The organism is Shewanella sp. cp20 (assembly GCF_000832025.1).
Lineage (GTDB): Bacteria > Pseudomonadota > Gammaproteobacteria > Enterobacterales > Shewanellaceae > Shewanella.
Genome location: NZ_JPII01000017.1, coordinates 215,616 through 233,729, shown reverse-complemented (window position 1 = coordinate 233,729; position 18,114 = coordinate 215,616). Strand labels below are relative to the sequence as shown.

Annotated in this window: 12 protein-coding genes, 1 pseudogene and 1 riboswitch; of the genes and pseudogenes, 9 read left to right on the top strand and 4 right to left on the bottom strand. The window is 53.9% G+C overall.

Features of this window, described 5'->3' with window-relative positions; all coding sequences use genetic code 11:
* Positions 1-343 precede the first annotated feature (343 nt).
* Both DB48_RS05675 and DB48_RS05670 read left to right on the top strand, forming a co-directional pair.
* Entirely contained in the window at positions 344-2,413 is a 2,070-nt protein-coding gene (locus tag DB48_RS05675; protein ID WP_041509322.1) for a multiheme c-type cytochrome, read from the top strand.
* Positions 2,414-2,596: 183 nt separating this feature from the next.
* Positions 2,597-4,740, top strand: a pseudogene (locus tag DB48_RS05670) (M3 family metallopeptidase).
* A gap of 252 nt (positions 4,741-4,992) precedes the next feature.
* On the opposite strand, the gene DB48_RS05665 reads toward DB48_RS05670, so the two are convergent.
* From DB48_RS05665 to DB48_RS05655, 3 genes are all read right to left on the bottom strand, one after another.
* Positions 4,993-6,558, bottom strand: coding sequence for a Na+/H+ antiporter NhaC family protein (locus DB48_RS05665; protein WP_041509321.1), 1,566 nt, complete (start codon positions 6,556-6,558; stop codon positions 4,993-4,995).
* A gap of 78 nt (positions 6,559-6,636) precedes the next feature.
* A riboswitch (Lysine riboswitch) is annotated at positions 6,637-6,853 on the bottom strand.
* A gap of 148 nt (positions 6,854-7,001) precedes the next feature.
* Complete coding sequence (locus DB48_RS05660; protein WP_041509320.1) at positions 7,002-7,925, bottom strand: electron transfer flavoprotein subunit alpha/FixB family protein; 924 nt, start codon at positions 7,923-7,925, stop codon at positions 7,002-7,004.
* Positions 7,926-8,675, bottom strand: coding sequence for an electron transfer flavoprotein subunit beta/FixA family protein (locus DB48_RS05655; protein WP_041509319.1), 750 nt, complete (start codon positions 8,673-8,675; stop codon positions 7,926-7,928).
* Between the two features lie 312 nt (positions 8,676-8,987).
* Here DB48_RS05655 and DB48_RS05650 point away from each other — a divergent pair, with 312 nt between their 5' ends.
* From DB48_RS05650 to DB48_RS05625, 6 genes are all read left to right on the top strand, one after another.
* A complete protein-coding gene (locus DB48_RS05650; protein WP_041509318.1) occupies positions 8,988-9,380 on the top strand; it encodes an H-NS histone family protein in 393 nt (130 codons plus the stop codon).
* A gap of 323 nt (positions 9,381-9,703) precedes the next feature.
* The gene (locus DB48_RS05645) at positions 9,704-12,814 is read left to right on the top strand and encodes an amidohydrolase family protein (RefSeq protein WP_052813672.1); all 3,111 of its coding nucleotides are present in this window, start codon (positions 9,704-9,706) and stop codon (positions 12,812-12,814) included.
* The gene (locus DB48_RS05640; protein WP_041509317.1) at positions 12,814-14,082 is read left to right on the top strand and encodes an amidohydrolase family protein; all 1,269 of its coding nucleotides are present in this window, start codon (positions 12,814-12,816) and stop codon (positions 14,080-14,082) included. Before DB48_RS05645 ends, DB48_RS05640 begins: the two co-directional genes overlap by 1 nt.
* A gap of 78 nt (positions 14,083-14,160) precedes the next feature.
* Positions 14,161-14,565, top strand: a complete 405-nt coding sequence (gene rcsF / locus DB48_RS05635) for an Rcs stress response system protein RcsF (RefSeq protein WP_052813671.1) — start codon at positions 14,161-14,163, stop codon at positions 14,563-14,565.
* 42 nt (positions 14,566-14,607) lie between these two features.
* Entirely contained in the window at positions 14,608-15,345 is a 738-nt protein-coding gene (tsaA, locus tag DB48_RS05630) for a tRNA (N6-threonylcarbamoyladenosine(37)-N6)-methyltransferase TrmO (RefSeq protein WP_041509316.1), read from the top strand.
* 2 nt (positions 15,346-15,347) lie between these two features.
* Positions 15,348-15,977: an acyltransferase gene (locus tag DB48_RS05625; protein WP_041509315.1), complete on the top strand. Its 630-nt coding sequence runs from the start codon at positions 15,348-15,350 to the stop codon at positions 15,975-15,977.
* A gap of 9 nt (positions 15,978-15,986) precedes the next feature.
* On the opposite strand, the gene DB48_RS05620 is transcribed toward DB48_RS05625, so the two are convergent.
* The gene (locus tag DB48_RS05620; RefSeq protein ID WP_152619101.1) at positions 15,987-16,220 is read right to left on the bottom strand and encodes a hypothetical protein; all 234 of its coding nucleotides are present in this window, start codon (positions 16,218-16,220) and stop codon (positions 15,987-15,989) included.
* 274 nt (positions 16,221-16,494) lie between these two features.
* Here DB48_RS05620 and DB48_RS05615 point away from each other — a divergent pair, with 274 nt between their 5' ends.
* The gene (locus DB48_RS05615) at positions 16,495-18,081 is read left to right on the top strand and encodes a M28 family metallopeptidase (protein ID WP_041509313.1); all 1,587 of its coding nucleotides are present in this window, start codon (positions 16,495-16,497) and stop codon (positions 18,079-18,081) included.
* Positions 18,082-18,114 lie beyond the last annotated feature (33 nt).

Sequence of the window (18,114 nt, the reverse complement as noted above, 5' to 3'; positions counted from 1 at the left end):
AAAATGCCAACCAAAACTTAACCCAACCTTAATCAAAACTTAAACAACATTAATTAGGTGTTTGATTTTAAATAAATTTAACAAAAATGAGATCTACCCCCAAAGAGATACAACCTCATGTGAATTAGGTCAAATATTCAACAAGGCTTTAACAATACACTCATTTTCGAATCGGTAGCTTAAACATCTATTTCTGTATAGATAGAAGCATTAGCGTCGGTTCAAATAATAAATATAACCAGTATCCATAAGGTTCAGTGTATGTGTTAAGACGAGTGCCCTCCCCTGCAAGCAGTCGCCCTAAGCATCACATTTGGCACTTTGGATCGAACGGAGATGAATGATGAAATTATTCACATCAAAAAGACTCGCCTACCTGGTCGCCGCAGTGCTGGCCGGTTCATTAGCGGGATGCAGTGGTGACGATGGAAAAGATGGTAAGGACGGAGTTGATGGTCAGCCAGGTATCCCTGGTACACCAGGAGACTCCTGGACTCCGCCAGTAGCGACAACATCCTTAGAAACGAATGTCAAAGTAATTAACTATGCATTTGGTGAAGGTACTATTAGTTACGAATTTGAGGTCACTAACGAAAATGGTGAGCTTATTAACGGCCTGACAAAAGCCGAAGGTAAAGTCGCGGCGCTGACTGACAAAGGCTTTATCAATAACCGCACCGAAAGCCCGATCAACGAAGTCGAAGACAATGTTCATATCGGTGGATATGGTGGGGTAAACATGGAGTCTTCCAGAACTCCCGATACCGAAGGAGCAACGCTTACGCAAATAAGCGATGGTCACTATGAATTCGTTCTCCCATTGAAAGGCGTTAATGCGGGAACCGAAGGTATTGTTTGGCTACGTGTCGGAGGCCATAGCGAATCAGGCATTGCTAGCTCAGGAAAATATGTGGTGAACAAGCCAGAAGGTGCCTTCTCGACTACCACAGAAGCCTGTTTCTCTTGCCACGTCGACTACTCCACCAGCCCTAACCGCCACTCAAGTTATGTAGCCCAAGGCATGGACGGTGAAGTCACCTTCGTCGAAGGTTGTATGGTCTGTCACGGCTCGGTAAGCCGTACTGCGGTTAACGAACAAGGCTTCTCAGTAGGCGGTTATGCCAGCAATACCCTCTCTAAGATAGGCCACATCAATCACCAAGCGTTTGAGACCGGCTTTAGTGCCATGAACTGTAGCTCTTGTCACGCCGAGCCAACCGTTAATGTCAACATCGCTGGCCCAGGCTGCACCGACTGTCACGACACTGGTGGTATTCCAGGAGATATCGTTCCTGGTAACGGCTCAGATCTGCGTAAACTACATGAAGCTAAGAGTGCCATCTCCTCTAACAAGGCAATCGCAGATAGCTACAAGGTGACAGGCACAGCACCAGCCTGGTTCGCTGATGCAGGTACTGCGGGTCAATGGTGTACCACTCTGTCACTGTTTAAGGTCGATGCCGAAACCGGTGCCGAAACCTTAGTTGACCTTCATGAACTGTTTGATGACACACAAACGATTCATAACCCTGACAAGCCAATTAACTATGTGGGTTCATATCTACACGGTGTGTATAACGACAGCGTAATTGGTCGTATTACTTCAGCGTACGATTACAGCTATGACGCCGAAGGTCGCAAGACCATGTGTTATGCAGCAGCTCCTGCGAGCCATAGTGCGCCACATGTTGTCGGCTCTACGCCTGATCTATCGGCTTGGGCAGATGCAGGCTTGATGGCATCACTACGTGTCAGCTTCACCGCCAAAGACTATATGGGTGCCGAATCTGATGTAGTGACTATCCATGGCTATACAGACGTAGCATCTCAACTCGATGGGGCGGTTACAGCCTACGAGCGTCGTCATAACGTCGGCAGCGAGTCTTGTACGACTTGTCACAACAGCGAAGCAAACTTCCACAAAAACGGTAACTTCGCCGAAGGTGGCTTTGGCTGCGTGGCCTGTCACAACAATGGTCAAGATCGCCGTGCAGGCTACTCCTCTCCGGGCTTCGGTCCTATGGTGCACAGCATGCACTGGGGTGTAGGCAGCAAGAGCCTGGATGAGGACGGCAAGGAAGTGTCTAACTCAGCCAGCGTGATCGCGCCACAGACCGGTTGTGTGGCTTGTCACGACACTGGTGTGGTTGATCTGAATGCCGTGCCAAATCAGTTCATCAAGGCGCGCGCCTATGGCATAAGCAACAAGATGGCTAGCCCAATCACGGCCAACTGTTACGCTTGCCATAACGATGACAGCGCACTGAACCACATGATGCAAAATGGCGGTACAACCACGGAAGATGTACCAGCTAGCAAGTGGTACAAGCTGAGCACCACAGAGTCTTGTGCAACCTGTCACGCCGAAGGCAGCAGCTTTGGTATTGAGAAGTACCATAACTTTAGCCGCTAACACCTGAGGTGACAGCAAGGTAATTGATCATTATCCCTAGTTCCAACCCAAAGGAGCCCTTCGCCAGGCTCCTTTTCTTTTGGCATCAGGCCCCTTTTCAGCCTGAGTTAATTTACAAACGCTAGATTATCCCAACACCCGCCCACATAAAAATAACAATCGCAATCTAAGGAAGTTGTATAGATGAAATTGAACCTTATCGCCTTTGCCGTCGTCGGCGCCTTATCAACCACAGTGCTGCTCAGTGGTTGTCAGACAAACAATGCCCACACACAGGCCGCCGCCGGCATGGAAGCGCAAAACCCGCTGATGCAAGCCAGTACGCTGCAATACCAGGCACCCGATTTTAGCCAGATCAAGGATGAGCACTTCGAGCGCGCCCTCGAGCAAGGCATCGAAGAGCATCATGCACAGGTATTGGCCATTGCCGACAACAAAGAGCCCGCCACCTTTGCCAACACTATCGTGGCGCTGGAGACCAGCGGCGAGCTGCTGACCCGCGCCTCCAAGGTGTTCTACAACCTGACTGGGTCTAACAGCAACCCCGCCCTGCGTAAGCTACAGGGCGAGATGGCCCCTAAGATGGCTGCCCACTCAGACAACATCCACCTCAACGGCAATTTGTTTGCCCGTATCGATAGCCTGTATCAGAGCCGCAACACCTTAGGGCTAACGGCCGAAGAGGTGCGCCTGATAGAGATCTATCATCAACGCTTCGTCATGGCGGGTGCCAAGCTGACCGAGGCTCAAAAGGCCGAGATACGCCTGCTGAACGAAGAGCAGTCTAAGCTCACCAACGAATTTGGTCAGCGCCTGCTAAGGCTCACCAAGGAGATCGCCGTCGTCGTCGACAGTGTCGATGAGCTAAAGGGGCTGTCAGAGAGTGATATACGCGCCGCCAAGGCCGATGCCAAAGCCGCCGGACATGAAGGCAAGTATCTGATCAATATCACCAATACCACTCGACAGCCTATCCTGGCCAAGCTGGAAAACCGTGAGCTACGCCAGCAGGTGTGGCAGGCCTCATCTAATCGCGGCATGAGCGGCGACAACGAAACCGCCTCTCTGGTTGCCCGCCTGGCACAGCTGCGCGCCGAGCGCGCCAAACTCCTGGGTTACGATAGCTGGGCCGACTATCGCCTGACGCCGCAGATGGCCAAGACCCCAGAAGCCGTCTATCAGATGTTCGGCTCTATGGTGCCCGCCGTGGTAGCCAACACCCAGAAGGAAGCCGACGATATCCAGGCGATGATCGACAAGACTGGCGGCGACTTCACCCTGGCCCCGTGGGATTGGGCCTTCTATGCCGAGAAGGTGCGTAAAGACAAATTCGATCTCGACAGCGCCGCCATCAAACCTTACTTCGAGTTTGAACGTGTGCTCAAGGACGGCGTGTTCTTCACCCTTGAGCGTCTCTATGGCGTGACCCTCAAGCCGCGCCCGGATCTGCCTGTCTACCATGAAGATGTGAAGGCCTACGAGATGTTTGACGCCGACGGCAGCTCGATGGCGATCTTCTACGCCGACTACTTTGCCCGCGAAGGCAAACGTGGCGGCGCCTGGATGAGCTCCTTCGTGACTCAGTCAAAACTTCTGAACCAGAAGCCTGTGGTGGTCAACGTGATGAACATCAAGAAGGCACCAGAGGGTGAGCCGACCTTCGTCAGCTACGACGAGGTCACCACCATGTTCCACGAGATGGGCCATGGCACCCACGGCATGTTCTCTAAGGTGACCTACCCTAGCCTGTCGGGCACGGCCGTTTCCCGCGATTTTGTCGAGTTCCCCTCGACCTTCGAAGAAGACTGGGCGGCCCACCCCGAGGTGCTGGCCAACTACGCCAAGCACTACGAGACGGGCGAAGTGATCCCCGACGACCTGCTGCAGAAGCTACTGAAATCGCGCAGCTTCAACCAGGGCTTCGACACCCTGGAGTATATGGCGGCGGCCCTGGTGGATCTCGAGTGGCACTCACTGAACGCCGACGCGCCGCTGCAGGATGTGCCGAGTTTGAGGCCAAAGCGCTTAAGAAACACGGCATCAATATCGCCGCCGTGCCGCCACGCTACAAGTCGACCTACTTCGCCCACGCCTTCCCCGGCGGTTACTCGGCCAGCTACTACGCCTACATGTGGAGCGAGATCCTGGCGGCCGATGCCTTCGCCTATGTGCAGACCCAGGGTGGTCTAAACCGCGAGATCGGCATGAAGTATCGCAAGACCATACGTGAAGTGGGTAACAGCGTCCCGCCGATGGAAGCCTACAAGGCCTTCCGCGGTCAGGCACCGACCACTGAGGCGCTGCTAAAGCGCCGTGGTCTCAACTAGGCGAATTCCCGTTAAAGGGGAATATTAACCATAAAAAATGCCGCTCCATGAGCGGCATTTTTCTTGTCTGTGTGGTATCGACAGGTCACTTATACAAATCGTAATAAATAATTGATCATTCTAGCTTGTTAAAACGCTCGATAACTGTATCAGTATTTTTAATTGTAGAATAACTACTTATCTAAAAATCCTGCTTTGTTCTCAAGCGTTTTTCCTGCGCTATTTCTGATCACATATTTACTGTGATTGGTATTAAACCGGACGGTTAGCCTTATGACGCAGCACCAGAATGCTCACCACAAACACCCCACTACAGGCGGCCAGTCCCGCGCCAACCGACTCGGTAAAGCCCAGCACGGTATAACCTACCAGGCTGATCCCCGCCACGATGAGGGCATAGGGTAGCTGAGTCAGCACATGGTCTATGTGGTGACAGTTCGCTCCGGTAGACGACAGGATAGTCGTATCCGAGATGGGCGAGCAGTGATCGCCAAACACGGCGCCCGCCAGCACTGAGGCCAGCATAGGCAGCATCATGTTGGTGTGGGTGCCCATGGCCATATCGGCGGCAATCGGTAGCATGATACCGAAGGTGCCCCAGCTGGTGCCGGTAGAGAAGGCCGTCAGACCCGCCAGCACGAACAGCACGGCAGGCAGCAGCGCGAACGGAATGTTACCCGTCGCCAGGCTCGCCATATACTTACCCGTCTCCATCTGACCGATCACCCCGGAAATGGTCCAGGCAAACAGCAGAATATAGATGGCGGGCAACATGGAGCGCGCCCCGGCCAGCACGCCTTTAAAGATAAGCGCCTTGTCCAGCCCCTGAACGGCCACCAGCACTAGGGTAGCAGCCAGACCAATCACGGCACCGAAGAAGAGCGATGAGGCCACATCCGTCTTCTCGAACGCCCCTATCACGCTGAAGGGCAGGTTTTCCGCGGCCAGCGCAGCGGCGCCGCTGTCGATCATGAAGTAGATGGTGGCAAATACCAGCACGGTAATTGGCAGGAACAGGCCTAAGATCTTACCCGAATCCGCCTCTGGCAGGTCGCTGTTGGCGCCTGGCGGCAGGCCCTTGGCCTCGTCATACAGGTTACCCTTCTGGGCGTTTAGCTCATGCTGGCGCATCGGCCCCACATCCAGCCCCATGAAGGCCACACATAGCAGCAAGACCAGGGCGAAGATGGCATAGAAGTTCATCGGGATCATCTGGATAAACACGCTCAGATGGCCGGTGTCGGCAAAGCCGTGGGCGGTGAGTATGCCGCCGATCAGCGCGATGATGTACGCCCCCCAGCTGGAAACGGGCGAGATCACGCAAATAGGTGCGGCGGTCGAGTCCAGCAGGTAGGCCAGCTTGCTGCGGGAGATATAGTATCTGTCGGTGAGCGGCCGGGCGACGCTGCCCACGACCAGGCTGTTGAAGTAGTCATCGATGAAGACCACGCAGCCCAGGAACATGGTGAGCAGCTTGGCATCGCGCTTATTACGAATATGCTGACGGGCCCAGTCGGCAAAGGCCTTGGCGGCACCGCTCACGGTAATGAGTGCGGTGATCATCCCAAGTAGGATCAAGAAGCCCAGCAGATAGACGTTCCAGCTGTTTAAGGCGCCATCATCCCACACCAGGCCCACCACCTGTTGTCCCAGGTATTGGCCCATGTCCAGCGGTGAAAAATCGGCAATTAACATTGCCCCCAGGAGGATCCCCACACCGAGTGAGAGCAGGACGCGGCGGGTAAAGATCGCCAGCAGAATCGCCACCACGGGCGGCAGCAAAGAAAGTGCCGAATCGGCATAACTCAAAGTTGTCATTGTAAAATATTGTCTTCGTTTAAATACGAATGGAGGGCAACTGAACTGGTGGGATATAGCATGAGATATTACACCTGTCCTATCAGTAGCGCTCCATAGTGATACCCATTCTCGGTATACCTTCCACTTATCAATCCAGATAAGAAGCACTATGGCAGTGCTGCCTCTATTCGATGACAGCCCCAGCGGCAAGTCTTGATCAACTCCACCACTTCGGCACCAAATCCTTTCATATTCGCTTAACGGCATCACCCTAACGAATACTACTGATATTTAATGCACCTCTACGTCTCAGGACGCCTGCCAATGTCACTATCGGCAAACGTGAGGCACATAAAAACACAAGCGGCTTTAAGGACGCTACCTCAAAGCCGCTCCACGTGATCTATATCACACTAAATTTTAGATGAACACCAAAGTGCTCACCAAGCATTTACATTTTATTAAATAAGTTCGAGTAGCTTAGGCACTGCCTCGAACAGATCCGCTTCCAGACCATAGTCGGCCACCTGGAAGATTGGCGCCTCTGGATCTTTGTTGATCGCCACGATCACCTTAGAATCTTTCATCCCCGCTAAGTGCTGGATGGCACCCGAAATACCCACGGCGATATAGAGGTCCGGCGCGACAATCTTACCCGTCTGACCCACCTGCAGATCGTTTGGCACATAACCGGCGTCAACCGCGGCGCGAGACGCACCCAGTGCACCGCCCAGCTTATCGGCCAACTGCTCGAGAATCGCAAAGTTCTCGGCGCTGCCCATGGCACGACCACCCGAAACCACAACAGAGGCCGCACCAAGATCGGGACGCTCAGACTCAGACAGGGTCTGCGAAACAAACTCGACATCGCCGCTGTACTCGTTATCCAGGGTCTGCACCGAGGCACTACCGTCCTGGGCAACCGCATCGAAGGCACTGGCGCGAACCGTCATCACCTTGATGGCATCCAGGCTCTGAACCGTCGCCATGGCACTACCGGCATAGATAGGACGCACGAAAGTATCTTCGCTGACCACTTCAACCACTTCAGAGATCTGCGCCACATCTAAAAGGGCCGCAACGCGTGGCAGTGCATCTTTACCGACACTCGAAGCCGCCGCCAGGATGTGTTGATACTCGCTGGCCACAGAAACGATCAGCGATGACAGGTTTTCGGCGATGGCGTTGGCATAAACGGCGCTATCGGCCACCAATACCTGACGCACACCGGCAAGCTGCTTGGCGCTCTCGACTGCGGCGCCACAGTTATGACCGGCCACCATCACATCGACTTCGCTACCGATCGCCTGAGCACAAGCAACTACCTTGGCGGTATCGAGTTTTAAAGTCGCATTATCATGTTCTGCTATTACTAGAATCGCCATTTAGATCACCTTCGCTTCATTCTTTAGCTTGTCCACTAGCTCCTCGACAGAAGCCACCATAATACCCGCTTGACGCTCGGCAGGCGGTGTCACCTTGAGCACCTTCTGATGCTGCTTCAGGGTCACGCCCAGGCTATCTACCGTGATGGTATCGAGCGGCTTACGTTTCGCCTTCATGATGTTAGGTAATTTGGCATAGCGAGGTTCGTTCAGACGCAGGTCTGTGGTGACAATCGCAGGCAGTGGCATCTTTAGGGTCTGCAGACCGCCGTCGATCTCACGGGTAACCACAAGTTGCTCACCTTCAACCTTTACCTCAGAGGCAAAGGTGGCCTGAGGTAGACCGGCTAGCGCCGCCAGCATCTGGCCTGTCTGGTTGTTGTCGCCATCGATAGACTGCTTACCCAGCATGATCAGCTGAGCCTGCTCATTGGCTTGAATCGCGTTGAGGATCTTTGCAATAGAAAGCGGCGCAAGCTCTTCGTCGGTTTCCACATGAATACCGCGGTCTGCGCCCAGCGCCATCGCCGTGCGTAGCTGCTCCTGCGACGCCTTAGGCCCTATGGTTGCTACCACGATCTCGGTCGCAATACCTGCTTCTTTCAAACGTACCGCTTCTTCTACAGCAATCTCACAAAATGGGTTAATGGCCATCTTCAGATTTGCGGTATCGACATTTGTATTGTCAGCGTTAACCCTGACCTTCACATTAGCATCGACGACGCGTTTTACTGGCACCAATACTTTCATAAGGCTTCCTTCTTACGTCTTTATTCTGGATAACAAATAGTGCATAGCGAAACTACCACCAACTTACGCCACTTTACGTGCTGTTGACGTTAACGTCAACAGGAAGTCGCCTGCATCTTTGTCTTACATCAAAAACAGGGTGTTTATGGGTGACTAAGAGGTCAAAATGGGACAAAAAAAGAAAAGCTGAAATAAAATTTACATTAAAGGCTCAAATATTCATTTAATTCGTTTGATAAAACCTTTTTTAGTTCCTATTATTAGCCCTGTAATCCTATTTACTATTTTATTTTTAAGCAGGACATTATAAATATGAGCGAATTTCTAGATATATTGACGCATGGTCGTCGCTTTAAGGCTGCTGTTAAAGAATTGTCGGTAGAAGATTTAAAAGATGTAGCAGTTAAGCTTGAAAAAATCATTACCGAGAAAGAGAAGCAAGCAGAAGAAGAAAGCGCGGTTATGGCCGAGCGCAATGCAAAGATAGAAGAGATTCGCCAACAAATGGAAGCTGTTGGTTTATCAATTGACGATTTAGGCGCAGTGGCTGCTAAGCCAGCGCCTAAGAAACGTGCTCCACGCCCACCAAAATATAAAATTGAAGTGAATGGCGAAACGATCACTTGGACGGGTCAGGGTCGCACACCAACCGTATTTAAAAATGAGTTAGATAAGGGTCGTTCACTCGAAGACTTCCTTATCTAAGCTTAAACATTCCCACTGTGGGATGAACGAGCAAAAAAGCCAACCTCAGGGTTGGCTTTTTTATTTGTTAGTCAGGGCTAGTTTGCTACATCCATTTGCATTCCCCCTTTCCTTTGCATTTTCTCAGCCATTATTCAGTCATTTTCCCAATGCTTTTCCGAATGATTTTCCAGCCTCCCTTTCTCAACTTATGCCGAGTGTTTGCCAAGCAGCTATTTCTCAGGAGCCTGACATAAACCGATACAGTTCAATGCTTGGAAATTGTTCATAATATAGGATAATCTTGAGCTACTTTTGATCCCAGCCAATAATAATTAAACGCCATGCGAATCCATTTCCTCTCAGTGCCCGCGAGTCTGGTGGCCTGCCTCTTGGCGAGCCCGTCCGCGATAGCAAACGCTCAGCTAACAGATAACACGCCAAAATTAACCGCCCTGTCCCATGCAACCCTGATGATCGCCCCCGGCGAAACCAAACAGGATGCCACCCTGTTAATTGAAGATAATAAAATTAAAGCCATTATCTCCAATGACAAAATACCCGAAGATGCCTATGTCATCGACATGACAGGTAAGCATATTTATCCCGGCTTTATCGACCCGTATACCAATTACGGCATCGACTTTAAATATGACGAGCAGAAAGTGGCCCGCCCGGTTTATGAAATTAAACGCATAGGTGGCAATGCCGATAATGGTGCAATTCACGCTGAAAAAGAGTGGTTTAACTATATATATCCCGACCAGGAAGCGGCCAAGCAATGGGTTGATAATGGGTTTACCAGCGTACAAACCGGTATGTTAGACGGCATATTCAGAGGCAGGGCCGCGACTATCTCACTGGCCCCCTTAAAAGCCAATGACATTATTTATCGCGCAAAATCCAGTCACCTGCTCGCCTTCGATAAAGGCAGCTCGATTCAGGATTACCCCAACTCTTTAATGGGCAGCATCGCGCTTATTCGACAAACTCTGGCCGATGCCAACTGGTATAGAGCCAATATAGATAAAGCCGACTCGGCTACTCAAGAGAAAAATATCGAATTTAATATCGCGCTGCAGCGCCTGGGTGATATAGACAAACACCCGGCCATATTTGAAACCAAGAATTTAAATAGCCTGCTGCGCGCCGCTCACTTAATGAACGAATTTAAATTATCGGCAAGCCTGGTGGGCAGCGGACGAGAATATGCCCGCATCGACGAGGTCAAAGCCACCGGCTTTAGTATCATCGCCCCGCTCAATTTTCCCGCGGCCCCCAATATTAAAGACGGCGACAAAGAGAGAGAGATAAGCCTGGCCAATCTACGCCACTGGGAGCGGGCGCCGAGCAATCCACACGCGCTGGAAAATGCCAAGATCCCCTTCGCCTTTACCCAGCATGGCATCAAGGCCGACGCCTTCTGGCCAAGACTCAGACAGGCAGTCAAACAAGGGCTGAGCCAAGAGACAGCATTGGCGGCGCTCACCACAGAGGCGGCAGAAATTGCGGGCATCTCTACCTTTAGCGGCAAGCTTAAGCCCGGCTTCATGGCGGATCTGGTAGTGACCGATGGCGACATCTTTACCCAAGGCAAAATTGTCAGCGTGTGGCTACAGGGCAGTGAGACACAGAAGGTGCCCCGCGACAGACACTGGCTCGGCCAAGGCTATCAGCTAACGCTGGGCGAGCTCACCTTAGATCTGGACTTGGTCGATGACGACAAGCTCAGCGGTACCCTGGCCAGTGGCGAGCAGGAGATAACCCTGAGCGACCTTAATTATGCCAATGAACGCCTGACCTTCAACGCCAATCTCGATGAGGCGGGTTACCCAGGCATCAGCCGCTTCACCCTCTGGTTCGATCCCCAGGGAATTCACGGCAGGATGCTCGACAACAGTAATCGCCAACACCCAATCGCGGGTGTGGTCATGGCACAAGATCACAAAGATGAATCCGAGCAGGAGAAACCTGCCCAGGCGCTCATCTCCAAACTCACTCAGCCCAACACGGCCTATGGACTCAGCGCGCAGCCCAAGACGGAGCGTTTGCATATTCAAAACGCCACCCTGTGGACCTCGACTGATAGCGGGGTGCTAACCGGCTATGATCTGCTTATCCGCGATGGTCGTATCGAGAAGATAGGTCAATCCCTTAAGACGCCTTCTGGCTACCAAACCTTAGATGCCACCGGCAAACACCTGACCGCCGGCATCATAGACGAGCATTCTCATATCGCCCTAAACGGCGGCACCAACGAAGATACCGATGCCGTCACCGCCGAGGTGCGTATCGGCGATGTGATTGACCCAGACGATATCTCTATCTACCGCGCCCTCGCTGGCGGAGTAACCACGGCGCAGATCCTCCACGGCAGCGCCAACCCCATAGGCGGTCAGGCCCAGGTGATCCAGATGCGTTGGGGCGAGAGCGCCGAGGCGATGAAACTTAAACAGGCACCGGCCAGCATCAAGTTTGCCCTCGGCGAAAACGTCAAACAGGCCAACTGGGGCGACAACTACAACCGCCGCTTCCCCCAGAGCCGCATGGGCGTGAAGTCCCTGTTCGAAGAGACTTTCAACGAGGCGCTGGCCTATGAGAAGGCAAACTCAGACTATGAGCGCCTACGCAGCAGTCAGCAACGCAAGCAGGTGGCGCCCAAGCCAAACTATCGCCTGGCGGCGGTGGCCGAGGTGCTGCGCGGCGAGCGTCAGGTGCATATTCACTCCTATGTACAGTCTGAGATCTTGATGTTCTTGCGCCTCGCCGAGGCCTATAACTTTAGGGTCGGCACCTTCACCCATATTCTGGAAGGTTATAAGGTGGCCGACGAGATGGCCAAGCATGGCACCTACGCCTCCACCTTCTCCGACTGGTGGGCCTATAAGTTCGAGGTCTATGACGCCATACCGCAAAACACCTGCCTGATGCACAACAAGGGGGTGCTCACCAGCATCAACTCGGACGACTATGAGATGCAGAGGCGTCTCAATCAGGAGGCGGCCAAGTCAATGATGTATTGCGACATGTCGCCAATTGATGCCTGGAACATGGTCACCATCAACCCGGCTAAACAGTTAGGCATTGACCAGTTCACCGGCTCTCTGGAAGCAGGCAAACAGGCCGACCTGGTACTCTGGAATGCCTCGCCGCTCTCCGTCTATGCCAAGGTAGAAAACACCTGGGTGGAAGGCCGCCGCTACTTCGACCGTCAGCAAGACAAGAAGATGCAACTCGAGGTTGAACGCGAGCGCGCCGCGCTGATCCAGGCGGTATTGACCCGGGATAAACCTGAGGTTCCCGGCGAGACGCCAGAGGATAAGCAAGAGCCCCAGTGGCACTGCGACACCCATTACAACGCCTGGGGCACAGCCCTGAGCCAAACAGCCCTGAGCGAGCATAAGGCCCACAGCCAGAACCGCGTCCACAGCAAGCTACACAAGGAGGCCATCTAATGAAGCCGACACTCTTCGCCCTTAGCCTGGGCCTCTTCTCCTGTGCGTCGCTGGCCCACGACATGGTGCCCGCCAGCGCCCAGAGCCAGCCGATACTGATCCACAACGCCAGGGTGCATACGGCCCTGAACGGTGTGCTGGACGCCACCGATGTGCGCTTTGAACAAGGCAAGATCGTCGCCATCGGCCAGCAGCTGCCGCAGACCGGCGCCAAGGTGATCGACGCCGCCGGGCAAGACCTCTACCCAGGGCTTATCGCGCTGGACAGCTCTATCGGTCTCGTTGAGGTGGAGATGATGCGCGCCAGTAACGACGCCTTCGAGGTGGGTGACAGCAACCCCCAACTGCTGGCCGTCAGCGCCTTCAATCCCGACTCAGAGCTGATCCCCACCATCAGGGTCAACGGTATCACCCACGCGCAGGTGGTGCCCCAAGGCGATGCCCTGGCCGGTCAGTCCTCCTTGGTCTCCCTCGATAGCTGGACGGTGGAAGAGGCTTTGGTGACCACGGCGCCGCAATTTCATCTCTACTGGCCCAACATCCGCTACCTCTCCAAGGACAAGGAGACTGCCGATAAGCAGCTTAAGGGACTCGATGCACAGATGAGTCAGCTCGGCGAACAGCTCGAGGCGGGTTACCGCTACTATCTGGCGGACAAGGCAGGCACGGTGCAGAAGATAGACAACCGCTGGCAGGCGGCCCTACCCCTCTACCAAGGCAAGGCGAGTCTGTTTATCCACGCTAATCGCAGCGAGGAGATAGAGCGCGCCATCGCCATGACGCGTCCCTACGGCTTTAAGTTGGTGTTTGTTGGCGGCTATGATGCCTGGCGACTGGCGGATCAGCTCAACGAGATCGGCGCCTCGGTGATCTACAATCGCACCCTCAGCCTGCCGCTACGCAAAGATGAGCCGGTGGAGATGAGCTTCAAGATCCCAGCCCTGCTCAAACAGGCGGGTATCCCCTTCGCCATCGGCTTTAGCGGCGACTGGAACGCCCGCAACCTGCCCTTTGCCGCGGGTCAGGCGGCGGCCTATGGCCTAAGTAAGGAGGAGGCACTCAAGAGCATCACCCTAGATGCCGCCAAGATCTTAGGCGTAAACGACATGGGCGCCATCGCCGTTGGGTATCGCGCCAACCTGGTACTCTCTAAGGGGGACATACTCGATCCCGCCGCGAGCAAGATAGATACTGTGTTTATCGACGGTCGCCAAATAGATCTCAATAATCGCCAACAACAACTTTATCAAAAGTACCTAAAGCGTTAGACTTTTGCTTCTAAACGACTCAAAACTGGCCGATTATTCGGCCGGTTTTTAGTTCAGCTCATTACACAGGCCAACATCATGACTAATTCCGACCTGAAGACCGCCCCGAAGACAGTCCTGCTCCTCTCAGCCCTGCTACTCGGTGGCTGTGCAGGCGAATACACCTTCAACAGCAATTTAGATGGCCAGGCCATCAACGAGTACTTCAAGGCCGGTGAGGTCGAACTGTTTCAGGACACTCAGCCCAAGGTCCCCTATGAACTAAAGGGGATGGTAGAGGGAGAGTCCTGCCAGGAACGCGCTCAGGATGTCCCCGCATCCATCGGCGAGGCCCGCACCATGGCGCGCCGCGCCGCCGCCGATAAAGGCGCCAATGGCCTTATCATCAAACGCTGCGCCCTGATCCAGGAACCGAGTAAGGCCTGCGTTAGCCAAGCCCTGTGTGTCGGTCAGGCCATATTGTTGCCCACCGCAGACAAGTAGTTTTTATCGCCCAGCGCACCAGCGTAAACATAAGTCTTTACCATGACACTCAAGCGTGAAATTGAGGCTGTGGCTATCTGCCGCACCCCCTATAAACAGAAATTTGGCATCCCCAGACAGCCAGGGCTGGTCACCGCCGCCCGCGGCTTCGTCGAGTTGCAACCACCCTATAACCATATCGATACCGTGCGCGGCCTATCCCAGTATTCTCACATCTGGCTGCTGTTTACCTTCCATGAAAACCTTAGCCAAGGTTGGAAGACCACAGTTCGGCCACCGCGCCTTGGCGGTAACGAGAAACTAGGAGTATTTGCCACCCGCTCCACCTTCCGCCCCAACGGCATAGGCCAGTCTGTGGTCAGACTGCACGCCATCCATCAACGCAAGGGCAAGGTGGAGCTTGAGATCTCCGCCATGGATCTGCTGGACGGCACGCCGATTCTGGATATCAAACCCTATATCCCCTTCTCAGATGCCATCGAGGGTGCCCTCGGCGGTATCGCCCAGGAGGCGCCGGTACTTATCGACGTGCGCTTTACCGATGCGGTGCAGCATCAGATCGACGGTCTCCCCGCGGATAAGTACCCCAACCTCAAGGCCATCATCCAAGGGGTATTGGCACAAGACCCACGCCCCGCCTACAAGAAGGCCAAGGAAGATCCAAAGCATTACCAGGTCGCCCTGTATGATCTCGACATCCTCTGGCACGTGGACGAGGCAGGTATCTTGGTCGACGCGGTGCGTCCGGTGAAACCTCAGGCGTTGGAGCAGGCGGATTAATCATGCAGGCGCCATTAGATAATCAAGTAGACTATCGCGAACAACATAAGCAGCGCCTGGCCTACATGCCCTGGCTCTACTTCTCCCTGAAGCCTAAACATCTCACCTGGGCCAAGCCTTGGCAGGAGGAGATACAGCAAGGGCTGATGGCGGTCGAAACCGTGAGCATAGGTGAGGAGTGCTTTATCGCCCCCCAGGCCAAATTGTTTGCCGAGCCAGGCCGGGACATTCAGATAGGTAATCGCTGCATGATCGCCGCCGACAGCTTCCTACACGGCCCGATCGTCATGGGTAATGAGGTAGCTATCAATCATGGTTGTTCCTTAGATGGCGGTCGCGGCAAGATAGTCATAGGCGATCAGACCCGTATCGCCAACAATGTCACCATCTACGCCTTTAACCATGGCATGCGCCCTGACACGCCAATTTATCAGCAAAGCAGCCAATCTAAAGGGATCGTTATAGGTAAAGATGTATGGATTGGTGCCCAGGCGGGCATAGTCGACGGGGTAACCATAGGTGATTACGCTGTTGTCGGCATGGGCTGTATCGTCACCAAAGATGTACCCGACTACGCCATCGTCGCCGGTAACCCGGCGCGTGTCATAGGTGACAGGCGCGATAAGAAATAAACCGCCGCACTATTTAGTCGCGCCATCACCGTGGATCAGCTTACCGGTACCATGAAAAATCACGTTGACGACTCCGCCCGCTAAATCCTTATCTTCGACGCGATTATCTGGATTATTGGGCCGCGACTCGGCGCTTTTCTTAACCCCATCGTAAAATGCTTGATCGAGGGATTTATTACTGGCGCAACCGCTCATGAGCCCTAAGCTGACACTTGCTATCAGCATGATTGTTGTGGCCTTCATCGTCTTTTCCTTTCCCCAGGTGACTCTCATCGTCATTCCTTGAATCCGCTAGCATTCATAGCGCCAAACAATGGCAAACCTAAATTCGCCAATAACTAAAAGGTAAAGCAGATTTTTTTAACAAGCAAACAAACTTAACAGATCTATGCCCCGCCATCGCTCCCCTCTTGCATCAACCTTTCTGATGCACATATGATGATTATACCAATCGTTTGCCATTACTAAGGCGGCGAGCACCACATAAAAAAACAAACATCACAAAAGGAAGTCGTCTGTGAATACCCCACGCCTCTTGGGCTTACTCGGCCTGTTGCTGCTACCGGCCGCCAGTGCCGCCCCCTTCGTCTTTGACCAAGCCAGCTACCGGCAAGATGTTCAAACCCTCGCCAGCGACCAATTTGAGGGTCGAGGCCCGCTCTCCAAGGGGGAAACCCTCACGGTGGAATACCTTGAAAATGCGTTCAAGCAGATGGGGCTCGCACCGGGCTTTGGCGACAGTTACCGCCAGAGCGTGCCCATGGCCAAGATCACCGCCGATCAGAATATGCAGCTGAGCGTTGGCGATCTGGTGTTTAACAACGGCAGCGACTTCACCGCCCGCACCGAGCAGATCCAGCCAACCATCAAGCTGGATAACAGCGACATCGTCTTCGTCGGCTACGGCATCAATGCCCCGGAATATGACTGGAACGACTACGCGGGTATCGATGTGAAAGGCAAGACGGTGATCCTCATGGTCAACGATCCGGGCTTTGCCACCCAAGACCCGGAGGTCTTCAAGGGCAACGCCATGACCTACTATGGCCGCTGGACCTACAAGTATGAAGAGGCCGCAAGACAGGGCGCCAAGGCGGTCTTTATCGTCCATGAAACGGCCCCGGCCGCCTATGGCTGGAACGTGGTGCAAAACAGCAACACCAATACCAAGTACACCCTGGTCGATAAGCAGAAGAATCGCTCGCATATTGGGGTCATGGGTTGGATCCAGCATGAGGTGGCGCAGAAGATCTTTGCCGCCGCCGGGCTCGACTATGACAAGCTCAAGCTCACCGCCGCCAAGCCGGGCTTTAAGTCACGCTCGCTAGATCTCAAGGCCAGGCTCGAGGTGAAAAATGCTATCGAGCTGGCCACCTCTTACAACGTCGCCGGTCTGCTACCAGGCAAGCAGCGTCCTGACGAGTGGCTGGTGATGCACGCCCACTGGGATCACCTGGGCAAGACAGTGCACGAAGACCAGACCCGCATCTACAACGGCGCGGTAGATAACGCCTCTGGCGTGGCTGGCGTGCTGCAGCTGGCACGTCACTTCAAGACGCTAAGCGCCACCCAACCGCCTGCGCGCTCCATGCTGTTTAGCGCCTTCACCGCCGAAGAAACCGGCCTTATCGGCGCGCAATATTTTGCCGAGAACCCGCCTGTGCCTACCAAGCAGCTGGTCGCCTTCCTCAACATAGACGGCATGAATGTCGGTAAAGGCGTCGACTACATACTGCGTTATGGCGAAGGGGTGTCAGAGCTGGAACACTATCTGGACGACGCCGCCAAGGCACAGGGACGTTGGGTCAAGGCCGATCCCAGACCGCAGAATGGCCTGATGTTCCGCTCGGATCACTTCGCCCTGGCCAAGCAAGGGGTGCCCGGCCTGATGTTTATGAGTCTGGGAGATACCGACCCTGACTATATCGCCCACAAGTATCATCAGGGCGCCGACGATTACGATCCCAGCTGGACGCTCGGCGGTGTAGAGCAAGATTTGACGCTCATCAGCGATATCCTAGAGAAGCTCGCCAACAATAACGACTGGCCAAAGTGGCTCGAGGCGTCAGATTTTAAGACGCGCCGCGCCCAGGACGGCCGCTAGCCATAGCCGTGACACTTACCGATTAAAGGAGGC

Bases quoted from the DNA above. Each gene is read 5' to 3' on its own strand.
- DB48_RS05675 (WP_041509322.1), top strand. From the start codon at position 344: ATGAAATTATTCACATCAAAAAGACTCGCCTACCTGGTCGCCGCAGTG.
- DB48_RS05665 (WP_041509321.1), bottom strand. From the start codon at position 6,558: ATGACAACTTTGAGTTATGCCGATTCGGCACTTTCTTTGCTGCCGCCC.
- DB48_RS05660 (WP_041509320.1), bottom strand. From the start codon at position 7,925: ATGGCGATTCTAGTAATAGCAGAACATGATAATGCGACTTTAAAACTC.
- DB48_RS05655 (WP_041509319.1), bottom strand. From the start codon at position 8,675: ATGAAAGTATTGGTGCCAGTAAAACGCGTCGTCGATGCTAATGTGAAG.
- DB48_RS05650 (WP_041509318.1), top strand. From the start codon at position 8,988: ATGAGCGAATTTCTAGATATATTGACGCATGGTCGTCGCTTTAAGGCT.
- DB48_RS05645 (WP_052813672.1), top strand. From the start codon at position 9,704: ATGCGAATCCATTTCCTCTCAGTGCCCGCGAGTCTGGTGGCCTGCCTC.
- DB48_RS05640 (WP_041509317.1), top strand. From the start codon at position 12,814: ATGAAGCCGACACTCTTCGCCCTTAGCCTGGGCCTCTTCTCCTGTGCG.
- rcsF (WP_052813671.1), top strand. From the start codon at position 14,161: ATGACTAATTCCGACCTGAAGACCGCCCCGAAGACAGTCCTGCTCCTC.
- tsaA (WP_041509316.1), top strand. From the start codon at position 14,608: ATGACACTCAAGCGTGAAATTGAGGCTGTGGCTATCTGCCGCACCCCC.
- DB48_RS05625 (WP_041509315.1), top strand. From the start codon at position 15,348: ATGCAGGCGCCATTAGATAATCAAGTAGACTATCGCGAACAACATAAG.
- DB48_RS05620 (WP_152619101.1), bottom strand. From the start codon at position 16,220: ATGAAGGCCACAACAATCATGCTGATAGCAAGTGTCAGCTTAGGGCTC.